This is a genomic window from Pseudomonas sp. P4_C3 (assembly GCF_056402075.1).
This window is the reverse complement of record NZ_JBFUIC010000103.1, coordinates 1-21,100: the sequence shown is the minus strand read 5'-3', so window position 1 is coordinate 21,100 and position 21,100 is coordinate 1. Positions and strand designations below refer to the sequence as shown.

Genomic DNA, 21,100 nt, shown 5'->3' with positions numbered 1-21,100 from the left:
GTCTCCGGGTGCTCCTTCACCGCATTCGCCTCAGGTACTGGCGCTGATTTTCAGCTCGCCGGGGCTGGAGCTTTAATATGTCGTATTGCCCAGCCTGGAAAACGCCGCCCCTGCGCCGGCTGCTGGCCGTGCTTTGTCTATTGTTCAGCAGCTTGTTCGGTAGCCTGCCGGGTAACGCGGCCGACATTTTGCTCACGGGTGCCGAAGACAGCCCCGACGCGCGGGCGTTTACCCAGGCCCTGAACGAGTTGCGACCGAACGATAACGTACGCTTCCAGACACTGGCGAGTTTGCCGACTCCTGACAAGCTGCCGGAAAACATCCGCTTGATACTGCTCGACCTGCCCAGCCTCGACTGGCGCCTGCAGGACACCCGGGGCCCGGCGACACTGGTGTTGCGCATCAGCCGCCTGCAAGCCCGGCAACGCTTGAACAACACGCTGCCTGCACACCTTTCCCTGCTATGGAGCGATCCACCACTGGACCGCCAGTTGCGCTTGACCCGCACCCTGTTGCCCGAAGCCAAACGCATCGGCGTGCTCTACCACAACCACAGTGAATTTCTGTTGAATGAGCTGAGTAATGCCGCCCTCCTCTTGGGTCTGGAGGTGGTCACCCAGCGCTGGGACAACATTCACGACAGTCATCCGTTACAGGCCCTGCTGAATAACAGCGACGTGTTGCTGGGCCTGGACGATGCCGACCTGTACAACCCGCAAACCGCAAAGAACCTGCTGCTGAGCAGCTACTCACGGCAAATGGCGCTGATCGGACCCAACGCAGGTTTCGTCAAGGCCGCAAGCCTGGCCAGCACCTACAGCGATCAGAGCGACTGGCTGGCGATCCTCGACGAGTTGCTCGACCGGCCACCGGCCACCTGGCCGCGCACGCACTATCCCCATCGATTCAAGGTCGCGAGCAATCCCCAGGTGGCGCGTTCATTGGGTATCGAACAGATAAACGAAGCGTCGGTCGCCACGTTGCTGGCTGAAGGAGAACGTCGTCCATGAACTTGCGCCGTCGCTGGGACATCAACACTCGCACCCAACTCATCAGCCTCGGCCCTGCACTGCTGCTGACCTTGTTGCTGATCAGCTTCTTCACGTTCGTGCGCATCCAGGATCTGCGTCAGGAAATCACCCACACCGGGCAGTTGATCGCCAATCAACTGGCCCCAGCCACCGAGTACGGAGTGATTTCAGGCAACATCGAAGTGCTCGAAACTTTGCTCAAGGCGACACTGGTCACGCCCAACGTGAGCTTTCTGGAAATCCAGGACAGCGCCAACCGGGTTCTGGTGTACGTCGAACAACCGAGCGAACACTACAATCGCGCGCAACAGCTCGAAGTGTTCCAGGCACCGATACGGCTCCAGCGCGTCGCGTTGCACAATGATTTTTTCCAGAGCAGCAAAACCGCCAACGCGGCCCCCACCGAAGACTATCTCGGCCGGGTGATCGTCGGACTGTCCAACGATGCCTTCAGCCAACGCCAGCAGGAAATCGTGCTCAAGGCCGCCATTCTGGTGCTGTTTGCCCTGCTATTTACCTTCTTCGTGGCCCGGCGTCTGGCGGGCAGCCTGTCGCAACCAATCCGTGATATCGGCAATGCGGTCAAGGCGATCCAGGACGGCGACTACAAAACACCGCTGCCCATTGTCGACGACACCGAGCTGGGGGCGCTGTCGCAACACATCAACAACCTCGCCAGCGGCCTCGAGCAGGCCAGTCGCGAACAGCATCAGGCCATGGCGCAGTTGATCCAGACCCGCGAAGAAGCGGAAAAGGCCAACAACGCCAAATCCGACTTCCTCGCCATGATGAGCCATGAACTGCGCACACCGATGAATGGCGTGCTGGGCATGCTGCAGTTGCTGGAAACCACCGACATGACCGAGGAGCAGGTGGAATACGCGGCGCTGGCCTCGGAATCTACCGAGCACTTGCTCAAGGTCATCAACGACATTCTGGATTTCTCGCGGATCGAACGTTCAGAGCTGGAACTGGAGCACATTGCGTTCAATCTCGTCGAACTGATCGGCAGTTGCGCCCAGTCGTTCCAGCACAGCGCCGCGCAGCGCGACCTCGACCTGCAACTGATGGTCCCCGATGACATGCGCGGCTTGCAGGCCAAGGGCGACCCGACGCGTATCCGGCAGATACTGGTCAACCTGATCGGCAATGCGCTGAAGTTCACCGAGCAGGGCCGCATCACCATCGAGGCACAGTGGCAGTCGCTGGACCACGAGTTACTGTGGTTCACCTGCACCGTGCGCGACAGCGGCATCGGCATCCCGGCACCAAGCCTGGAGTTGATGTTCAACGCTTTCCAGCAGGCCGACAGCTCCATTTCAAGGCGCTACGGCGGCACCGGGCTAGGCCTGCCGATTGCCCGTACGCTCGCCGAACGCATGGGCGGCACCTTGCGCGCGCAGAGTGAGGAAGGCCGCGGTTCGGTGTTCACCCTGGAAATTCCCCTGGCACTGCACCAGCAGACTCAACCGCTGTTGCCCCCTCGCGCGCAATCGCGCAACAGCAACGGCGAAGGGCGCAATGTGCTGCTGGTCGAAGACAACCCGGTCAACCAGACGGTCATCGAAGCCATGTTGCGCAGCCTGGGCTTCAAGGTCAGTCTCGCGGCAGACGGCGCGCAGGCGGTTCGCAGTGCCGAGAGCCTGATTTTCGAAGCGATCCTGATGGATTGCCGCTTGCCGGTCATCGATGGCTATGAAGCCACCCGACAGATCCGCCAATTACCCGGTTGCACCGACCTGCCGATCATCGCGCTGACTGCCAACGCCCTGCAGGGTGACCGCGAAGCCTGTTTGTCGGCGGGGATGAACGATTACCTGGCCAAGCCGTTCAAACGGACTGATCTGCAGCAAATTCTGCAGCGATGGGTGCAGTAGTACAGGCCTTTCGAGCATCTGCGACTGGCGTGAAATGCGAAAGTGCGGCAGTCTTAGGCACCCGAACAGGCCCGAAAAGGGGCTTGAATAATAATTTCAGTGCACAAGTGTACATTCATGTCCTTGGTGCTGTGACTTTCACCACAACGCAATAGTCTATGAGTAGGCTGCCGGTTCGAGGCATGAACGCTTCGATCGGCCGGGAAGATTTGCCCCACCTGCCGCATGGGACTATTGAGGAGCTCGCATGACCAAACAAAACGCCTTTACCCGGGAAGACCTGCTGCGCTGCAGTCGCGGTGAGCTGTTCGGCCCTGGTAACGCGCAACTGCCCGCCCCGAACATGCTGATGGTTGATCGCATCACCCTGATCAGCGAAGAAGGTGGCAAGTACGGCAAAGGTGAATTGGTCGCCGAGCTGGATATCAATCCGGACCTGTGGTTCTTCGCTTGCCACTTCGAAGGCGATCCGGTGATGCCGGGCTGCCTGGGTCTCGACGCCATGTGGCAACTGGTCGGCTTCTTCCTGGGCTGGCAAGGCTTGCCGGGCCGTGGCCGTGCGCTGGGTTCGGGCGAAGTGAAATTCTTCGGCCAGGTCCTGCCGACCGCCAAAAAAGTCACCTATAACATTCATATCAAGCGCGTCCTCAAGGGTAAGCTGAACCTGGCCATCGCCGACGGTTCGGTCACTGTCGACGGTCGCGAAATCTACACCGCCGAAGGCCTCCGGGTCGGCGTGTTTACCWCCACTGACAACTTCTAAGGGTTATCCGCATGCGCCGCGTCGTTATCACTGGTCTGGGCATCGTTTCTTGCCTGGGCAATGACAAAGAGACCGTCTCCGCTAACCTGCGTGCAAGCCGCCCTGGCATCCGGTTCAATCCGGAATATGCCGAAATGGGTCTGCGTAGCCAGGTTTCCGGCTCCATTGACCTCAACCTTGAAGAACTGATCGATCGCAAGATCTATCGCTTCGTCGGCCACGCGGCAGCTTATGCCTACCTGGCCATGAAAGACGCCATCACCGACTCCGGCCTGACCGAAGAGCAGGTTTCCAACGTGCGTACCGGCCTGATCGCCGGCTCCGGTGGCGCGTCGACCCTGAACCAGATGGAAGCACTGGACATCCTGCGCGAGAAAGGCGTCAAGCGCGTCGGCCCGTACCGCGTCACGCGGACCATGGGCAGCACCGTTTCCGCCTGCCTGGCCACTCCGTTCAAGATCAAGGGTGTGAACTACTCGATCTCCTCCGCTTGCGCCACCAGTGCTCACTGCATCGGTAACGCCATGGAACAGATCCAGCTGGGCAAGCAGGACATCGTTTTCGCCGGCGGCGGTGAAGAAGAACACTGGAGCCAATCGTTCCTGTTCGACGCTATGGGCGCCCTGTCCACCCAGTACAACGAAACCCCGGAAAAAGCTTCCCGTGCCTACGACGCCAAGCGTGACGGTTTCGTCATTGCCGGCGGTGGCGGCATGGTCGTGGTTGAAGAGCTGGAACACGCTCTGGCCCGCGGCGCGAAGATCTACGCGGAAATCGTCGGCTACGGCGCGACCTCCGACGGCTACGACATGGTTGCCCCGAGCGGCGAAGGCGCGATCCGCTGCATGCAGCAGGCGCTGTCCACCGTCGATACCCCGATCGACTACCTGAACACCCACGGCACCTCGACCCCGGTCGGCGACGTCGCGGAAATGAAAGGCGTGCGTGAAGTGTTCGGCGACAAGGCTCCGGCCATCAGCTCCACCAAGAGCCTGTCGGGTCACTCCCTGGGCGCCGCCGGCGTTCACGAAGCGATCTACTGCCTGCTGATGATGGAAGGCAACTTCATTGCCGGGAGTTTGGTAGCTTGCTAAGTAAACGACTGGGTTTGGTAACGGTTTTTTGCAAAAACGGAAACAGTGCTGCAGCCCGCGGAATCCGCGACATTCAGTCGCAGGGCGTTAAGTTTCATGACAAAAGCTTCATGTTCAGAAACCTCACGCACACCCTGTAGGAGCTGCCGAAGGCTGCGATCTTTTGATCTTGTTTTTCGGCGATGCCAGGAAGATCAAGATCAAAAGATCGCAGCCTTCGGCAGCTCCTACAGGGTGTGCGTGAGGTTTCTGAACATGAAGCTTTTGTCATGAAACTTAACGCCCTGCGACTGAATGTCGCGGATTCCGCGGGCTGCAGCACTGTTTCCGTTTTTGCAAAAAACCGTTACCAAACCCAGTCGTTTACTTAGCAAGCTACCAAACTCTATAACAGAGGCCTGCACACGCCTTGCTGCAGATAACAGAGATTGGAGCTAGCAGATGACTGTAAAAGTAACTGAACGCGACGATTCACATAAATCCCACGAGGGGGTAGCCGCCGGTATCCGGATCTGGGATGTGCATCAACAAGACCTGCTGGTCGGGATGTTCCATTCCGAGACCGATGCGCAAAACTACAAGGCCGAACTGGAAACCCTGGAACAGCAACGCGAGTTACAGTCCGCCTGAGAAAACTTGTAGGAGCGAGCTCGCTCCTACAAGTGTTACCACATCAGGTCATCAGGGATCTTATAGGCGGCGTACGGATCGTCCTCGGCAGCGACCTCTTCGGTCTGCACATTCAATTGCACGATGCGCTGTGGGTCGCGTTCCTGAATCTTCAGTGCCGCCTCGCGCGGAATCACTTCGTAGCCGCCAGCGTGATGCACGATGGCCAGCGAACCGCTGCTGAGCTTGTTGCGCATCAGGGTGTTGACGCTGATGCGCTTGACCTTCTTGTCGTCGACGAAGTTGTAGTAATCCTCGGTCGTCAATTTCGGCAGGCGCGAGACTTCGATCAATTGCTTGACCTGCGCGGCACGGGCCTTGGCCTCGGCCTTCTCCTGCTGCTGGCGGTTGAGTTCCTGGTCGCGCTTGACCTTCTCGGCCATGGCTTCCTGCGCCGCGCGCTGCTGGGAGTCATCCAGCTCGATCTGGCCTTTGTGGGCCAGGCGTTGTTGTTTCTGCTTGTCTTTGCTGACCTGCTTGGCCTGCTTCTGGTTGACCAGCCCTGCTTTGAGCAACTGGTCGCGAAGGGAAATGCTCATGGTGCTTATTACTCACTTAGGCCACTGCTCAACCGCAGCTGGGCAAATTCTTTTCCTGACGTTTGGCTTCGCCCCACAAGGCGTCCAACTCTTCGAGGGTGCAATCTTCCATGGGACGGCGGGTGTCGCGCAATGCCTGTTCGATAAAACGAAAGCGTCGTTCAAACTTGCCGTTGGCGCCACGCAGTGCGGCTTCCGGATCGACCTTGAGATGCCGCGCCAGATTGACCACGGAAAACAGCAGATCGCCGATCTCGTCGGCCACGGCTTCGGGATCGTTTTCCGACATCGCTTCGAGGACTTCATCGAGCTCCTCACGCACTTTATCGAGCACCGGCAAGGCATCTGGCCAGTCGAACCCGACCTGCCCCGCGCGCTTCTGCAATTTTGCCGAACGGGACAACGCTGGCAGTGCGGCGGGAACATCATCGAGCAACGATAGCTGTTCGGGCGCTGAAGATTTCTCCGCGCGCTCCTCGGCCTTGATCTCTTCCCAACGCTGCTTGACCTGCTCTTCACTCAAACGCGGGACATCCAGCGGCGCATACAGGTCACCGGTGGGGAACACGTGGGGATGACGACGGATCAGCTTGCGGGTGATGCCGTCGACCACGCCGGCGAACTCGAAGCGCCCCTCTTCCCGAGCCAACTGACTGTAATAAACCACCTGGAACAACAGATCACCCAGCTCACCCTGCAAGTGATCGAAGTCGCCGCGCTCGATGGCATCGGCGACTTCGTAGGCTTCTTCGAGGGTGTGCGGGACGATGGTGGCCCAGGTTTGCTTGATGTCCCACGGGCAACCGTACTGCGGGTCGCGCAGGCGGTTCATCAGGTGCAATAAATCTTCAAGTGAATACATCTTTCAATCTCTGCCCGCTCTTTGTAGGAGCGAGCTTGCTCGCGATGGACGTTAACGATGACGCATGCTGTCTGAATGAACGCGTCGCCCTCAGGTTCTTCGCGAGCAAGCTCGCTCCTACATGTCTTACGGCGTACGGTTACGCCGGGTTTCGATGATGTTCGGCAACTGGGAAATCCGCCCCAGCAACCGCCCCAATGCGTCCAGCCCCGGAATCTCGATGGTCAGGGACATCAACGCGGTGTTGTCCTCCTTGTTCGAGCGGGTGTTGACCGCCAGCACGTTGATCCGCTCATTGAGCAGCACCTGCGAGACGTCACGCAGCAGACCGGAACGGTCGTAGGCGCGGATGACGATGTCCACCGGATAGGTGAGCACCGGCACCGGCCCCCAGCTGACCTGGATAATTCGCTCGGGCTCGCGCCCGGCCAGCTGCAGCACCGAGGCGCAGTCCTGGCGGTGAATGCTCACGCCGCGACCCACGGTGATGTAACCGACGATTGCATCGCCCGGCAACGGCTGGCAGCARCCGGCCATCTGGGTCATCAGGTTGCCGACACCCTGGATCTGGATATCGCCGCGCTTGCCCGGCTTGTAGCCGGTGGCCTTGCGTGGAATCAGTTCCAGCTGCTCGTTGCCACGCTCCGGCTCGACCAGTTGCTGCGCCAGGTTGACCAGTTGCGCCAGGCGCAGATCCCCGGCGCCGAGGGCGGCGAACAGGTCTTCGGCGGTTTTCATGTTGGCCTTGTCGGCCAGCTTGTCGAAATCCACCGCGGGCAGACCGAGGCGATTGAGCTCGCGCTCAAGCAGCGTTTTACCGGCCGCGACGTTCTGGTCACGGGCCTGCAACTTGAACCAGTGAACGATCTTCGCCCGCGCCCGCGATGTGGTGACGTAACCCAGGTTCGGGTTCAGCCAGTCGCGGCTCGGGGTGCCGTGCTTGCTGGTGATGATCTCGACCTGTTCACCGGTTTGCAGGCTGTAATTGAGCGGCACGATGCGCCCGTTGATCTTGGCGCCACGGCAGTTGTGACCGATTTCGGTGTGTACACGGTAGGCGAAGTCCAGCGGCGTCGCACCCTTCGGCAAATCGATGGCGTGACCGTCCGGGGTAAAGATGTAAACCCGGTCGGGCTCGATATCGACCCGCAGCTGTTCCGCCAGGCCACCGATGTCGCCCAGCTCTTCGTGCCATTCGAGTACCTGGCGCAGCCAGGAGATTTTCTCTTCGTAGTGATTGGAGCCGGACTTGACGTCGGTGCCCTTGTAGCGCCAGTGCGCGCACACACCAAGTTCGGCTTCTTCGTGCATCGCATGGGTGCGGATCTGCACTTCCAGCACCTTGCCCTCGGGCCCGATCACCGCTGTGTGCAGCGAGCGATAGCCGTTTTCCTTGGGGTTGGCGATGTAGTCGTCGAACTCTTTCGGAATGTGCCGCCAAAGGGTATGGACGATGCCGAGCGCGGTGTAGCAATCGCGCATTTCCGGCACCAGCACGCGAACGGCTCGAACGTCGTAGATCTGGCTGAACTCCAGACCCTTGCGCTGCATTTTGCGCCAGATCGAATAGATGTGTTTGGCCCGGCCGCTGATGTCGGCATCGACGCCGGTGGCCTGCAATTCGTTTTTCAGCTGGCTCATCACGTCGCTGATAAAGCGCTCGCGATCGAGTCGCCGCTCGTGGAGCAACTTGGCGATCTGCTTGTACTGGTCCGGCTCCAGGTAACGGAAGGACAAGTCCTCCAGTTCCCACTTGATGTGACCGATACCCAGGCGATGGGCCAGTGGCGCGTAGATGTCGAAGACTTCACGGGCGACGCGGTTGCGTTTTTCGTCGTCGGCGGTCTTCACCGCACGGATGGCGCATGTACGCTCGGCCAGTTTGATCAGGGCGACGCGAACGTCGTCGACCATGGCCACCAGCATCTTGCGCAGGTTTTCCACCTGGCCCTGGGTGCCCATCACCATGGATTTGCGCGGACTCAGGCTGTCGCTGATCGCCGCCATGCGTTGCACGCCGTCGATGAGTTTGGCCACCACCGGGCCGAAGCGCTGGCTGACTGCCGGCAACGGGATCTGGGCTTCGCGCACGCCCCGGTACAGGACCGCGGCGACCAGTGAGTCCTGATCGAGTTTGAGATCGGCGAGAATCTCGGCGATCTCAAGGCCGGTACGGAACGTGGAGTTCCCTTCCGACCACAGATTCTGTGCCGCATTGGCTTGTTGTTCGGCCTCGCGAGCGTACTCGCRGGCCTCTTTCAAGGCTTCGCGATCCAGTGCCAGATCGACACTCACCGCGTGATCGAGCCAAGCCTCGAGATTGATACTGCCGTCGGTGTTGATCGGCTGGTGTGCTCTCACCTGTACCATCTTGCTTACCTTCCCTACGACGCAGATTCAATGCGTCAAATCGCTGACCTTCGTTGCCCGTGCGCCCACATCGGGCTGGGTGCGCGGCTGCACGGGCGGGCCAGTCGGACCAGACGAGCATCCTAGCTCGCTTCAAATAACGCCATGGCCTCGACATGTGCCGTTTGAGGAAACATATCGAGAATCCCGGCACGTTTTAACCGGTAGCCCTGCTTGATCAATTCGACCGTGTCACGCGCCAGAGTGGCCGGGTTGCACGACACGTACACCAACCGTTCGGCGCCCAGGGTCTTGAGCTTGCGAACAACCTCGAAAGCACCGTCACGCGGTGGGTCCAAGAGTACCGCACAAAAGCCTTCGGCGGCCCATTCGGCGTCCGTCAAAGGCTGGGATAAATCGGCCTGAAAAAACTTCGCGTTATGCAGATTATTGCTAGCCGCATTCGCCGCTGCCCGATCGACCATCACCTGCACACCTTCGACCGCCACCACTTCGCGAGCGGCCTTGGCCAGTGGCAAGGCAAAGTTGCCCAGACCACAGAACAGATCGAGTACGCGCTCATCCGCTGTCGGCTTCAACCAGTCCAGCGCCTGGGCGACCATCGCTTCGTTGACTGCGGCGTTGACCTGGATGAAATCCCCGGGACGGTATGCCAGCTCCAGACCCCACTGTTCAAGACGATAACCCAACGACTGATCGGCCTCGACCGGCTGCGGTTCACCGTCGCCATGCAGCCACAACTGGGCTTCGTGGAACGCGCAGAAATCCTTGAGGATCGTCAGGTCGGCGTCGGACAACGGCGCCATGTGCCGCAGCAAAATCGCCAACGTCGAGCCGCTGAACAACTCCACATGCCCGAGTGCCTGAGGTTTGCTCAAGCGTCGCAGCATCTGGGGCAGGCGGGTCATGATTGGTTGCAAGGGCTGTACCAGCACCGGGCAATCATCGATGCCAACGATGTCCTGGCTGCCGGCGGCGCGGAACCCGACTTCGAGTTTCTTCGCCTTCATGTCCCAGCGCACCGCCACACGGGCGCGACGACGGTAGCCGAATTCCGGACCGGTCAATGGTTCGGCCCACTCCTCGGGCGCGACACCGGCGACCTTGGACAATTGCTCGGCGAGCATGCGCTGTTTCAGGGCGAGTTGTTCGTTGTGGGGCAGATGCTGCACGCTGCAGCCGCCGCAACGGCCGGCATGGGCGCACGGTGCCGGGCGGCGCAACTCGCTGGCGTTGAACACCCGCTCGGTCCGCGCCTCGACCACTTTGCCGTGGGCACCGAGTACGCGAGCCTCGATTTCTTCGCCGGCCAACGCACCGATGACGAACCAGGTACGGCCTTCGAAAAACGCGATGCCGCGACCGTCATTGGCCAGGCGCTCGATGGTCAGGCGCTGTTTTTTGCCGGTCGGGATTTGCGGGGCCTTGCTGCCGCCGGTGGGCTGGAAGCGCAGGCCTCTTTCATGTTTGGCCATCAGTTGGGCGCGTCGAAAATGCCGGTCGACAAGTAACGGTCGCCGCGGTCGCAAATGATCGCGACGATCACCGCATTTTCAACTTCTCTGGACAGGCGCAGCATTGCCGCCACGGCGCCGCCCGAGGACACGCCACAGAAAATGCCTTCTTCACGGGCCAGGCGACGGGTCACGTCTTCGGCTTCGACTTGGGCCATGTCGACGATCCGGTCCACGCGATCAGCCTGATAGATCTTCGGCAGGTATTCCTGAGGCCAGCGACGGATACCCGGGATCGCCGAACCTTCCATTGGTTGCAGGCCGATGATCTGCACGTTGTCGTTCTGCTCTTTCAAGTAGCGCGACACGCCCATGATGGTCCCGGTGGTGCCCATGGAGCTGACGAAATGGGTGATGGTGCCCTGGGTCTGGCGCCAGATTTCCGGGCCAGTGGTGGTGTAGTGCGCCTCGGGGTTATCACCGTTGGCGAACTGATCCAGTACCTTGCCGCGACCTTCGGCTTCCATGCGCTGGGCGAGGTCGCGGGCACCTTCCATGCCCTCCTCCTGGCTGACCAGGATCAGCTCGGCGCCATAGGCGGTCATGGCTGCCTTGCGTTCGGCGCTGGAGTTGTCCGGCATGATCAGGATCATCTTGTAACCCTTGATCGCAGCGGCCATGGCCAGGGCGATCCCGGTGTTGCCCGAGGTCGCTTCGATCAGTGTATCGCCGGCGTGGATCTGCCCGCGCAGTTCGGCGCGGGTGATCATCGACAGCGCCGGACGGTCCTTGACCGAACCCGCCGGGTTGTTCCCTTCGAGCTTGAGCAATAGGGTATTGCTGGTGGCGCCGGGCAGGCGCTGCAAACGGACCAGCGGAGTGTTGCCGACGCAATCGGCGATGGTTGGGTACTGCAAGGTCATGGCGTATTCGCAATCCAGACTGCGGGGGCGACTATCATACCGGCAAACGTTCGCAGGCCATATCACGCAAAGTGTGGTGCTTATGGTTTATGGGAATAAGCAGATATTTTGCGGTGAACATGAGGGCCTCATCGCGGGCAAGCCCGCTCCTACAGGGGACTGAGGTGATCACATATTTTTCGGTTGAAACACAGTCAATGTGGGAGCGAGCCTGCTCGCGATGGCGTCGTCACGGGCACCACCATCATCCGCCAACAGACGCATATTCAAGCGCAACCCGGTCCCGGTGTTCTGCGCCCACAGCTGTCCACCCTGACGCTGCACCGCATTCCGGGCGATGCTCAACCCCAACCCAAACCCACCATCCCCCGGCCGCGAACCGTCGAGCCGGGTGAACGGCAGGAAGATCCGCTCCAGATCCGCTTGCGCCACTCCACCGCCCTGATCCTCCAGCCACAGGTGCCAGAAATCGCCATCACGCCGTCCGCCCAATTGGACGATGCCTCCCGTCGGCGAATGACGAATGGCATTGCGCAGAATGTTTTCCAACGCTTGGGCCAGGGTATTGAGATGACCGCGAACCCAGCAGGATGCATCCACCGTGCATTGCAACTGCGTATCGGGCCAGCCACTTTCATAGCAGGCGTTTTCCGTGAGCATTTCCCACAGGGCCTGGATCTGAATCGCCTCGTCGGGCAACCGGGTGCGCTCGGTGTCCAGCCATGCCAGTTGCAGCGTGTCTTCCACCAGGCGCTGCATGCTATCGACCTCACGACCGATACGTTCGCGCAATGGCTCCAGCCCCTGCTCGCTTTCACTGGCCACCCGCAGGCGGCTCAAAGGCGTGCGCAATTCGTGGGACAGGTCGCGCAACAGTTGCTGCTGCAAGGCCACAGTGCTTTGCAGGCGCTCGGACATGTGATCGAACGCCCGCCCCAGCTCACCCAATTCATCGGAACGATTGGTGGTGCGGCTCGATAGGCGCACATTCAGTTGGTCGGCACGCCAGGCATTGGCCTGCTCACGCAAGTGATTGAGCGGCACTACCAGCAAACGGTAGAGCCCGACGCACAGCAGCAAAGTGAACAACCCCGGAATCACGCCGTTGGTGATCACCCGCCAGAACACCCGGTATTGCCCAGGCAGAAAGCGTTCGGGCAGTTCGATCACCAGGCTGCCAGTGGACGGGTCGCCGGGAAACGGTATGCGTATCCACGGCCGGCCTTTCTTGTGAATGGGCCAATCGAGGCCGCGCAAAAAAGTCAGGCGTTCGACTTCCTTGTCCGTCAGCGATTGGTTGCTCAAGGACTGCAAATCACCACCGATGACACCGACCCAGCCTTTTTCCCGCTGACCCATGCCTTGCAGCCAGTCATCGACACCGGCGCTCTGGCGCTGCTTCCACGCCTGCTCGGCTTCGGCGGCATAACCGGACAGGGTGCCGCGGGCCTCATCGGATAGGAACTGGTTTCGCTCCTCCATGTAACGCCCCCATGACCAACTCAACCAGATCATCAGCAGACAGAACGCGACCAATAGACAAGCCAGTTTCCAGAACAGCGAGTGCCTGCCCGGCACGTTACATTTCATCGGCGGCGCTCAGGATGTAACCCTTGCCCCATACCGTACGCACTTCGCGCTCGGTGTAGCCAATGGCCTTGAGCTTGCGGCGGATCTGGCTGATGTGCATGTCCAGGCTGCGGTCATGGGCCGCATAACCGCGTTGCAGCACCTGTTGATAGAGGAAGGCTTTGCTCAATACTTCGTCGACGCTGCGGTGCAGCGTCTCCAGCAGCCGATACTCGCTGCGGGTCAGGCCGCCAGCCTGTTCGCCATAAAACACCTCGAAGCTTTCATCGTCGAAACGCAGGCTGTCCATCGACGGGGCTGGCACTGCGGGTGCGGGCCGGCGGTCGAGTGCCACCCGCCGCAGAATGGCTTCGATGCGCACCCGCAACTCCACCATGCTGAAGGGCTTTGGCAGGTAATCGTCGGCCCCCAGGCGAAAACCGCTGATGCGATCGGCCTCGGCACCGAGGGCCGACATCAGCAACACCGGGGTGGAATGACTCTGGCGCAATTGAGTCAGTACCGCCAGGCCGTCCATGCCCGGCAGCAGGATATCCATCAACACCACGTCGAAAGGCTGCCGGCGGGCAATGTCCAGGCCTTCCTGGCCGTTCTGGCACCAGGTCACCTGGAAGCCGCTGCGGTCCAGGTGCTCGTGAACGTAGGCGCCGAGCACAAGGTCGTCTTCGATGGACAGGATTCGGGGGAGGCCAGCAGTGATGGGAGTCATGACTATCTGCAAACAATTCTCAGTTGAGCGATTATTCAAGATTGCCTCGCCAGGGGCAACCCACGGTTTGTCCGTATCGCCAAAGAGTCGCCCGGGCGGACGAATGACTGCACCATTTTTACGAAGATTGCCCGCGAGCAAATCGCTACACTGCGCAAGTGGTGCATGGCGGATGCATGTACGGGTCTATAAATAGCGGGATGCAGGAGAGATGCGTGCTCAAGAAACTGGGAATCAAAGGCCGCGTGCTGTTGCTGACCCTGTTGCCAACCAGTCTGATGGCGTTGGTGCTGGGGGGGTATTTTACCTGGATGCAACAGGCTGACCTGCAAACCCAACTCATGCAGCGCGGCGAAATGATCGCCGAGCAGTTGGCTCCACTGACGGCGCCAGCCATGGGCCATCAGGACAACGAACTGCTCGAACGCATCGCCACCCAGGCCCTGGAGCAAACCGACGTACGGGCAGTGACCTTCCTGGCTCCCGACCGCACGTTGCTGGCCCACGCCGGCCCGACCATGCTCAATCAGACGCCCTCTGGCAGTGGCACGCAAATGCTGCGCCACAGCGGCAGCGATGCGACCCGCTATCTGCTGCCGGTATTCGGCAAACACCGCAATCTGGCCGGAGACGTGATTCCCGAAGAAGCAGACCGCCTGCTTGGCTGGGTCGAGCTCGAACTGTCCCATAACAACATGCTGTTGCGCGGTTACCGCAGCCTGTTCGCCAGCTTGATGTTGATCGCTACGGGACTGATCGGTGCGGCGCTGCTGGCCCTGCGCATGGGCCGCACGATCAATCGGCCGTTGAGCCAGATCAAGCAGGCCGTGGCCCAACTCAAGGACGGCCACCTGGAGACCCGCTTGCCGCCCCTCGGCAGCCAGGAACTGGATGAACTGGCTTCCGGCATCAACCGCATGGCCGGCACCCTGCAAAATGCCCAGGAAGAATTGCAGCACAGCATCGACCAGGCCACCGAAGACGTGCGCCAGAACCTGGAAACCATCGAGATCCAGAACATCGAGCTGGATCTGGCGCGCAAGGAGGCCCTGGAAGCGAGCCGGATCAAATCCGAATTCCTGGCCAACATGAGCCATGAAATCCGTACGCCGCTCAATGGCATTCTCGGCTTCACCCACCTGTTGCAAAAAAGCGAGCTCACCCCACGCCAGCTCGACTACCTGGGCACCATCGAAAAATCCGCCGACAGCCTGCTGGGCATCATCAACGAGATTCTCGACTTCTCGAAAATCGAAGCTGGCAAGCTGGTGCTCGACCATATTCCGTTCAACCTGCGCGACCTGCTCCAGGACACCTTGACCATCCTCGCCCCGGCCGCCCACGCCAAGCAGCTGGAACTGGTGAGCCTGGTSTATCGGGACACGCCGCTGTCACTGGTAGGCGACCCGTTGCGGCTCAAGCAGATCCTGACGAACCTGGTGAGCAATGCGATCAAGTTCACCCGCGAAGGCACCGTCGTCGCCCGCGCCATGCTCGAAGAAGAACACGAAGACACCGTGCAGCTGCGCATCAGCATTCAGGACACCGGCATCGGCCTGTCGAGCCAGGACGTACGCGCCCTGTTCCAGGCCTTCAGTCAGGCTGACAACTCGCTATCGCGGCAACCGGGCGGCACTGGCCTGGGCCTGGTGATTTCCAAACGCCTGATCGAACAGATGGGCGGCGAGATCGGCGTCGACAGCACGCCGGGGGAAGGGTCGGAATTCTGGATCAGCCTGAGCCTGCCGAAAACCCGTGACGATGCCGAAGACCTGCCCGCCGCGCCGCTGCTCGGGCGCCGGGTGGCGGTGCTGGAAAACCACGAACTGGCCCGGCAGGCCTTGCAGCATCAACTGGAAGACTGCGGCCTCAACACCACACCGTTCAACACCCTGGAAAGCCTGACCAATGGCGTCACCGCCGCCCACCAGACCGATCAGGCGATCGAACTTGCAGTGCTCGGCATCACCAGCAACGACATGCCGCCGGAACGCCTCAACCAGCACATCTGGGACCTCGAGCATCTTGGCTGCAAAGTGCTGGTGCTGTGCCCGACCACGGAACAGACGCTGTTCCATCTTTCCGTGCCCAACCCCCACAGCCAGCTCCAGGCGAAACCGGCCTGTACCCGCAAGTTGCGACGCTCCCTGTCTGATCTGGTCAACCCGCGCCCGATGCGCCGCGAGCCGGGCGAACCGTTGTCCAGCCGTGCACCGAAGGTGCTTTGCGTCGACGACAATCCGGCCAACCTGATGCTGGTGCAGACCCTGCTCGAAGACATGGGCGCCAATGTGCTCGCGGTGGAAAGCGGTTTTGCCGCCATCAAGGCGGTGCAGAACGAGACATTCGATCTGGTGTTGATGGACGTGCAGATGCCCGGCATGGACGGCCGCCAGAGCACCGAGGCGATCCGCCAATGGGAAAGCGAACGCCATTGCACGCCGCTGCCGATCGTGGCCCTCACCGCCCACGCCATGGCCAACGAAAAACGCGCGATGCTGCAAAGCGGCATGGACGACTACCTGACCAAACCGATCAGCGAACGGCAATTGGCACAGGTGGTGCTGAAATGGAGCGGCCTGGCGCTGCGCAATCACAGCCCGGAGCGCTCCGGCGATGGGCATGCTGGCGCCCACGACCTGTTGGTACTCGACCACGACGAAGGATTGCGCCTGGCCGCCGGCAAGGCTGATCTGGCGGCGGACATGCTGGCGATGCTGCTGGCGTCCCTGGAGGCTGACCGCGAAGCCATCCGCCTCGCACAGCAAAGCAACGACCACAACGCCCTGATCGAACGGGTCCATCGCCTGCATGGCGCGACGCGTTACTGCGGCGTACCGCAATTGCGTGCGGCCTGCCAACGCAGCGAAACCCTGCTCAAGCAACAGGACCCGAATGCCGGCGTGGCACTGGAGGAACTCGACCGGGCGATCAATCGCCTGGCGGCCCAGGCGCGCATGAATGCTTGATGCAGCGCAACTGCGTCAATCAAACATCAGCATAAGCTCAGCGCAAACCCTGTAGGAGCTGGCTTGCCAGCGAAGGCGGCCTCAGAGACAGCACAGGGTTTGAGATCCTCTTCGCAGGCAAGTCGGATCGCCGCACCGCAGCTCCTACAGAAACGGGACAGAGAGGACATCATGCGTACGATTTTTTTCAGCAGCCAGAACTACGACCGCGACAGTTTTCTAGCTGCCGAACAACCGGTCGGCATCGAGCTGCAATTTCAGCCTGCGCGCCTGAGCCTCGACACAGTGGCGCTGGCCCAGGGGTATGAAGCGGTCTGTGCGTTCATCAATGATGACCTCGGCGCGGCGGTACTCGAACGCCTGGCCGCCGGTGGCACTCGCCTGATCGCCCTGCGCTCGGCCGGTTACAACCATGTCGACTTGCCGACGGCAAAACGTCTGGGACTGGCCATCGTGCGCGTCCCGGCCTATTCGCCCCACGCGGTGGCCGAACATGCAGTGGCGCTGATCCTCGCACTCAACCGCCGCTTGCCCCGCGCCTACAACCGCACTCGCGAAGGGGATTTCAGACTGCAGGGGCTGACGGGTTTCGACCTGGTAGGCAAGACCGTCGGCGTGGTCGGCACCGGTCAGATCGGTGCCACCTTCGCCAAAATCATGAGCGGATTTGGCTGCCAGTTACTGGCCTGTGACCCCTACCCCAACCCGCAGGTCGAAGCCCTTGGCGCGCGCTACCTGAGCCTGCCGCAGCTGCTGGCCGAATCGCAGATCATCAGCCTGCACTGCCCGCTCAACGAGCAGAGCAAGCACTTGATCAACCGCCAATCCCTGGCGCACATGCAACCGGGCGCAATGCTGATCAATACCGGACGTGGCGGCCTGGTGGACACCCCGGCGCTGATCGATGCCCTGAAAGACGGTCGCCTGGGTTACCTGGGGCTGGATGTGTATGAGGAAGAGGCGCAGTTGTTCTTCGAGGACCGCTCCGACCTGCCGCTGCAAGACGATGTACTGGCCCGGTTGCTGACCTTCCCTAACGTGATCGTCACCGCACACCAGGCCTTTCTGACCCGCGAAGCGCTGGACGCGATAGCCGCCACCACGTTGCGCAACATTGCAGCCTGGACGGCGGGCACCCCGGAAAACCAGGTGACGGGAGACTGAAACGGATCGAAGGTCATCTGCCTGCGCGATGCGGTGTGCAAGCCCGTGATAGCATATCGCGCATATTTGGAGGACCCATGGTCGAACACGATTTCCGCTACAGCCTGATGAACCCGCAACACACCCTCACCGAATGCCGCGCCCTGGTGCCAGGGCGCTATCAGGTCACCGGCAACGGTGGCTCGATTCGCAACAACGACGTGCTGGTCGTGACCCTCAAGGGTGCCAAGGACTTGTCCATGCGCCTGACCGTCGAAACGGTTCGCCACCTGATCAACCCGCCCGGTCAATGGGTCGCGGTGGCCAGTGGCCCGGTATTCGGCGAACTGGCGATTCATACCTGGCAAGTGAACTGTGACAGCTGCGCCAAAGAGCTGAGCTTCGAGTTCGCCGTCGATGCCAAGCTGGGCAACAAGGCCGAAAAGCCTGCCGCCACTGCGCGGATTGCCGAGCTGGGCTGGACCACCGTTGGCGAGAAACACCTGTGCCCGAAATGCCAGGAGCCTGCGTGATGAAACGCCTCGCTCTGAGCGCGATGGCCGGTGCCAGCCTGCTGGGCTGCGCCGCCGAGCCGGTGCAGTTGCAACAAAACCGCAGCTACATTCTGGAATGGATCGGCGAACGGCCGTTGATGGACTACAGCCACCTGACCATCACCCTCGCTGAAGACGGCCGGGCTTACGGCAATGGTGGCTGCAATCACTGGTTCGCGCCGTACACCCTCGATGGCGACAAACTGACCTTCGGCAAAATCGGCAGCACCCGCAAACTGTGCGCGCCGGCGCTGATGGAACAGGAAAAACGCTTCCTCCAGGCCCTGGAAAACGTCCAGCGCTGGGACGTCTCCCCGATCGAGCAGATGCGCTTCTGGCCAGCCGAAGGCAAGCCGCTGCGTTGGTGGCTTGAGGAGGGTTGATCCCCTAAAAGATCGCAGCCTGCGGCAGCTCCTACATGGATTGTCGTACACCCTGTAGGAGCTGCCGCAGGCTGCGATCTTTTCTCTCAAGAACAACTCAATTCTTCGCCTGCAATGCCTCAAGCTTCGCCATCACCCCCGCCGCCGTCTGTTCCCCCATCAACTGCTCACGCACCTTGCCCTTGTTATCGATAATGTACGTCACCGGCAACACCTCGCTGCGCGGCAGCTCGAACAGCTCGGTAGGGTCCAGCGCCAGCACGGTGAACCTGATTCCCAGCTTCTCGCTCGCGCCCTTCAGCTCTTGCCCCTGGACGTTGTCGAAGTTGACCCCGAACACACCAATTTTCTTGTCCTTGAGCTGCTCGGCCAAGGCATTCAACTCCGGGATCTCGGTACGGCAAGGCCCGCACCATTCTGCCCAGTAGTTAAGTACCAGCCATTTGCCGTCCAGTCGGTCGGCGGCGATCTTGTGGCCGTCCTGGTCGATGCCATAGTCATTCCCGCAGCCCCCCAGCATCAACGCCCCGATGATCGCCAATGCCGCTGCCAGTCGCCTTGTCATGTCGTGTTCCTTGTCAAAAATTGAATGCGCCTGCGACCCATCGCCTCTCACGGTTCTGGATTGCGCGCTGCACAGTTAGAATAGCCGCCACCTTACGCAAGATGCGACCCGCTCATGACCGATCTGACGCTTTATCACAACCCGCGCTGCTCGAAATCCCGCGGTGCGCTCGAACTGCTTGAAGCCCGTGGCCTGACGCCTACCGTGGTCCGTTACCTGGACACTCCGCTGGACGCCGCGCAAATCCAGAGCCTGCTGGGCAAACTCGGGATCAGCGCCCGGCATTTGCTGCGCACCGGCGAGGACGAGTACAAAACCCTCGACCTGGCCGACAACAGCCTGAGCGAAGCGCAATTGATCGCCGCTATCGCCGCCCACCCGAAACTGATGGAGCGACCGATTCTCGAAGTCGGCGACAAAGCCATCATCGGCCGCCCACCGGAGCAGATCCTGGAACTGTTGCCATGAGTGCACCGTACATTCTGGTTCTGTACTACAGCCGCAGCGGTTCGACCAACGAAATGGCCCGGCAGATCGCCCGTGGTGTCGAACAGGCCGGGCTTGAAGCGCGCCTGCGCACGGTGCCGGCGATTTCCAGCGAGTGCGAAGCCGTTTCGCCGGAGATTCCCGACGAAGGTGCGCTGTACGCCAGCCTCGACGACCTGAAGAACTGCGCCGGCCTGGCACTCGGCAGCCCGACCCGCTTCGGTAACATGGCGGCGCCGCTCAAGTACTTTCTCGACGGCACCAGCAACCTGTGGCTGACCGGTGCGCTGGTGGGCAAACCGGCGGGTGTATTCACCTCCACGGCGAGCCTGCACGGTGGCCAGGAAACCACCCTGCTGTCGATGATGCTGCCGTTGCTGCACCACGGCATGCTGATCACCGGCCTGCCGTACAGCGAGTCGGCACTGCTGGAAACCCAGGGCGGCGGCACGCCTTACGGCGCCAGCCACCACGCCGGTGCCGACGGCAAAAGCGGTCTGGATACCCATGAAGTGGCGCTGTGCCGCGCGCTGGGCATGCGCCTGGCGAAGACTGCACAGAAACTGGAGAGCTGAGGTGGCAAAAAAGCCGAAGATTCTTCCCGCCCTCGAATGGCTCGAGCCACGCGTCAAGGCGATGCGTGTCATCAGTCTGCTGTGCTTTTTCGGCCTGGTGGGACTGCTGTGTGTTTACTACCTGGCGATTGCCGATCTGCACGGGGCACGCCCCTGGGTGATCCTGTTGATCGAACTGGTGCCACTGCTGATTCTGGCACCGGGGATGATCGTCGGCAGCCCTCGCGGGCATTCGTGGATGTGCTTTGTGGTGAACCTGTATTTCATCAAGGGCGCGTTGGCTGCCTATGACCCGAACCGGCAAATCTTCGGTTTGCTGGAGATGGGTGCGAGCCTGGCGGTGTTCTGTTCAGCGTTGTTGTATGTGCGCTGGCGGTATCAGTTGAATCGCAAGTTGGCTGGCGAGGACGAAGTTTCCGTCGCCTGACAGAAAAGATCGCAGCCTTCGGCAGCTCCTACAGGCTTACACATTCCCCTGTAGGAGCTGCCGAAGGCTGCGATCTTTTGGGGCCACCCAAACCCTCAATGATTGACGGTATAAGCC

The 21,100-nt window shown here is 60.9% G+C and carries 19 protein-coding genes and 1 pseudogene; 12 read left to right on the top strand and 8 right to left on the bottom strand.

What is annotated here, in order from left to right; all coding sequences use genetic code 11:
• Positions 1-77 precede the first annotated feature (77 nt).
• From AC1DVH_RS17215 to AC1DVH_RS17195, 5 genes and pseudogenes are all read left to right on the top strand, one after another.
• Complete coding sequence (locus AC1DVH_RS17215) at positions 78-1,010, top strand: ABC transporter substrate-binding protein (protein ID WP_477754824.1); 933 nt, start codon at positions 78-80, stop codon at positions 1,008-1,010.
• Complete coding sequence (locus tag AC1DVH_RS17210; protein ID WP_477754823.1) at positions 1,007-2,908, top strand: ATP-binding protein; 1,902 nt, start codon at positions 1,007-1,009, stop codon at positions 2,906-2,908. The genes AC1DVH_RS17215 and AC1DVH_RS17210 overlap by 4 nt, the downstream gene beginning before the upstream one ends.
• Positions 2,909-3,155: 247 nt before the next feature.
• Positions 3,156-3,671, top strand: a complete 516-nt coding sequence (gene fabA / locus AC1DVH_RS17205) for a 3-hydroxyacyl-[acyl-carrier-protein] dehydratase FabA (protein WP_477754822.1) — start codon at positions 3,156-3,158, stop codon at positions 3,669-3,671.
• Positions 3,672-3,682: 11 nt separating this feature from the next.
• Positions 3,683-4,750 (top strand): annotated as a pseudogene (gene fabB, locus AC1DVH_RS17200) (beta-ketoacyl-ACP synthase I); the annotation flags it as partial.
• Between the two features lie 456 nt (positions 4,751-5,206).
• Positions 5,207-5,395: a hypothetical protein gene (locus AC1DVH_RS17195; RefSeq protein WP_218427367.1), complete on the top strand. Its 189-nt coding sequence runs from the start codon at positions 5,207-5,209 to the stop codon at positions 5,393-5,395.
• Positions 5,396-5,430: 35 nt separating this feature from the next.
• On the opposite strand, the gene AC1DVH_RS17190 is transcribed toward AC1DVH_RS17195, so the two are convergent.
• From AC1DVH_RS17190 to AC1DVH_RS17160, 7 genes are all read right to left on the bottom strand, one after another.
• Positions 5,431-5,973: a DUF2058 domain-containing protein gene (locus AC1DVH_RS17190; RefSeq protein WP_477754821.1), complete on the bottom strand. Its 543-nt coding sequence runs from the start codon at positions 5,971-5,973 to the stop codon at positions 5,431-5,433.
• Between the two features lie 28 nt (positions 5,974-6,001).
• On the bottom strand, positions 6,002-6,835 hold the full coding sequence (gene mazG / locus AC1DVH_RS17185; protein ID WP_477754820.1) for a nucleoside triphosphate pyrophosphohydrolase: 834 nt from the start codon (positions 6,833-6,835) through the stop codon (positions 6,002-6,004).
• A 126-nt stretch (positions 6,836-6,961) separates the two neighbouring features.
• Positions 6,962-9,205 carry a GTP diphosphokinase gene (relA, locus tag AC1DVH_RS17180; protein WP_477754819.1) on the bottom strand — a complete coding sequence of 748 codons (2,244 nt, stop codon included), beginning with the start codon at positions 9,203-9,205 and terminating at the stop codon, positions 6,962-6,964.
• 122 nt (positions 9,206-9,327) lie between these two features.
• Complete coding sequence (gene rlmD / locus AC1DVH_RS17175) at positions 9,328-10,680, bottom strand: 23S rRNA (uracil(1939)-C(5))-methyltransferase RlmD (protein WP_477754818.1); 1,353 nt, start codon at positions 10,678-10,680, stop codon at positions 9,328-9,330.
• The gene (gene cysM, locus AC1DVH_RS17170; protein ID WP_477754817.1) at positions 10,680-11,582 is read right to left on the bottom strand and encodes a cysteine synthase CysM; all 903 of its coding nucleotides are present in this window, start codon (positions 11,580-11,582) and stop codon (positions 10,680-10,682) included. Before cysM ends, rlmD begins: the two co-directional genes overlap by 1 nt.
• A 168-nt stretch (positions 11,583-11,750) precedes the next feature.
• On the bottom strand, positions 11,751-13,172 hold the full coding sequence (locus AC1DVH_RS17165; RefSeq protein WP_477754816.1) for a histidine kinase sensor domain-containing protein: 1,422 nt from the start codon (positions 13,170-13,172) through the stop codon (positions 11,751-11,753).
• Complete coding sequence (locus tag AC1DVH_RS17160; RefSeq protein ID WP_477754815.1) at positions 13,162-13,881, bottom strand: response regulator transcription factor; 720 nt, start codon at positions 13,879-13,881, stop codon at positions 13,162-13,164. Before AC1DVH_RS17160 ends, AC1DVH_RS17165 begins: the two co-directional genes overlap by 11 nt.
• 215 nt (positions 13,882-14,096) lie before the next feature.
• On the opposite strand from AC1DVH_RS17160, the gene AC1DVH_RS17155 reads away from it, so the two are divergent.
• From AC1DVH_RS17155 to AC1DVH_RS17140, 4 genes are all read left to right on the top strand, one after another.
• Positions 14,097-16,850, top strand: coding sequence for a response regulator (locus AC1DVH_RS17155; RefSeq protein WP_477754814.1), 2,754 nt, complete (start codon positions 14,097-14,099; stop codon positions 16,848-16,850).
• A gap of 171 nt (positions 16,851-17,021) precedes the next feature.
• Complete coding sequence (locus AC1DVH_RS17150; RefSeq protein WP_477754813.1) at positions 17,022-18,014, top strand: 2-hydroxyacid dehydrogenase; 993 nt, start codon at positions 17,022-17,024, stop codon at positions 18,012-18,014.
• A gap of 77 nt (positions 18,015-18,091) precedes the next feature.
• The gene (locus tag AC1DVH_RS17145) at positions 18,092-18,526 is read left to right on the top strand and encodes a hypothetical protein (protein WP_007988765.1); all 435 of its coding nucleotides are present in this window, start codon (positions 18,092-18,094) and stop codon (positions 18,524-18,526) included.
• Complete coding sequence (locus tag AC1DVH_RS17140) at positions 18,526-18,930, top strand: META domain-containing protein (RefSeq protein WP_477754812.1); 405 nt, start codon at positions 18,526-18,528, stop codon at positions 18,928-18,930. Before AC1DVH_RS17145 ends, AC1DVH_RS17140 begins: the two co-directional genes overlap by 1 nt.
• Positions 18,931-19,027: 97 nt before the next feature.
• Here the strand turns inward: AC1DVH_RS17140 and AC1DVH_RS17135 are convergent, their stop codons facing one another.
• On the bottom strand, positions 19,028-19,495 hold the full coding sequence (locus AC1DVH_RS17135; RefSeq protein ID WP_477754811.1) for a TlpA disulfide reductase family protein: 468 nt from the start codon (positions 19,493-19,495) through the stop codon (positions 19,028-19,030).
• A 114-nt stretch (positions 19,496-19,609) separates the two neighbouring features.
• Between AC1DVH_RS17135 and arsC the strand changes: the two genes are divergently transcribed.
• Genes arsC through AC1DVH_RS17120 form a run of 3 tightly spaced genes read left to right on the top strand, consistent with a single transcriptional unit; the run spans position 19,610 to position 20,983 of the window.
• Positions 19,610-19,963, top strand: coding sequence for an arsenate reductase (glutaredoxin) (gene arsC / locus AC1DVH_RS17130; RefSeq protein ID WP_477754810.1), 354 nt, complete (start codon positions 19,610-19,612; stop codon positions 19,961-19,963).
• Positions 19,960-20,556 carry an NAD(P)H:quinone oxidoreductase gene (gene wrbA / locus AC1DVH_RS17125; protein ID WP_477754809.1) on the top strand — a complete coding sequence of 199 codons (597 nt, stop codon included), beginning with the start codon at positions 19,960-19,962 and terminating at the stop codon, positions 20,554-20,556. The genes arsC and wrbA overlap by 4 nt, the downstream gene beginning before the upstream one ends.
• Position 20,557: 1 nt before the next feature.
• On the top strand, positions 20,558-20,983 hold the full coding sequence (locus tag AC1DVH_RS17120) for a DUF2069 domain-containing protein (RefSeq protein WP_477754808.1): 426 nt from the start codon (positions 20,558-20,560) through the stop codon (positions 20,981-20,983).
• The last annotated feature ends 117 nt before the right edge of the window (positions 20,984-21,100 follow it).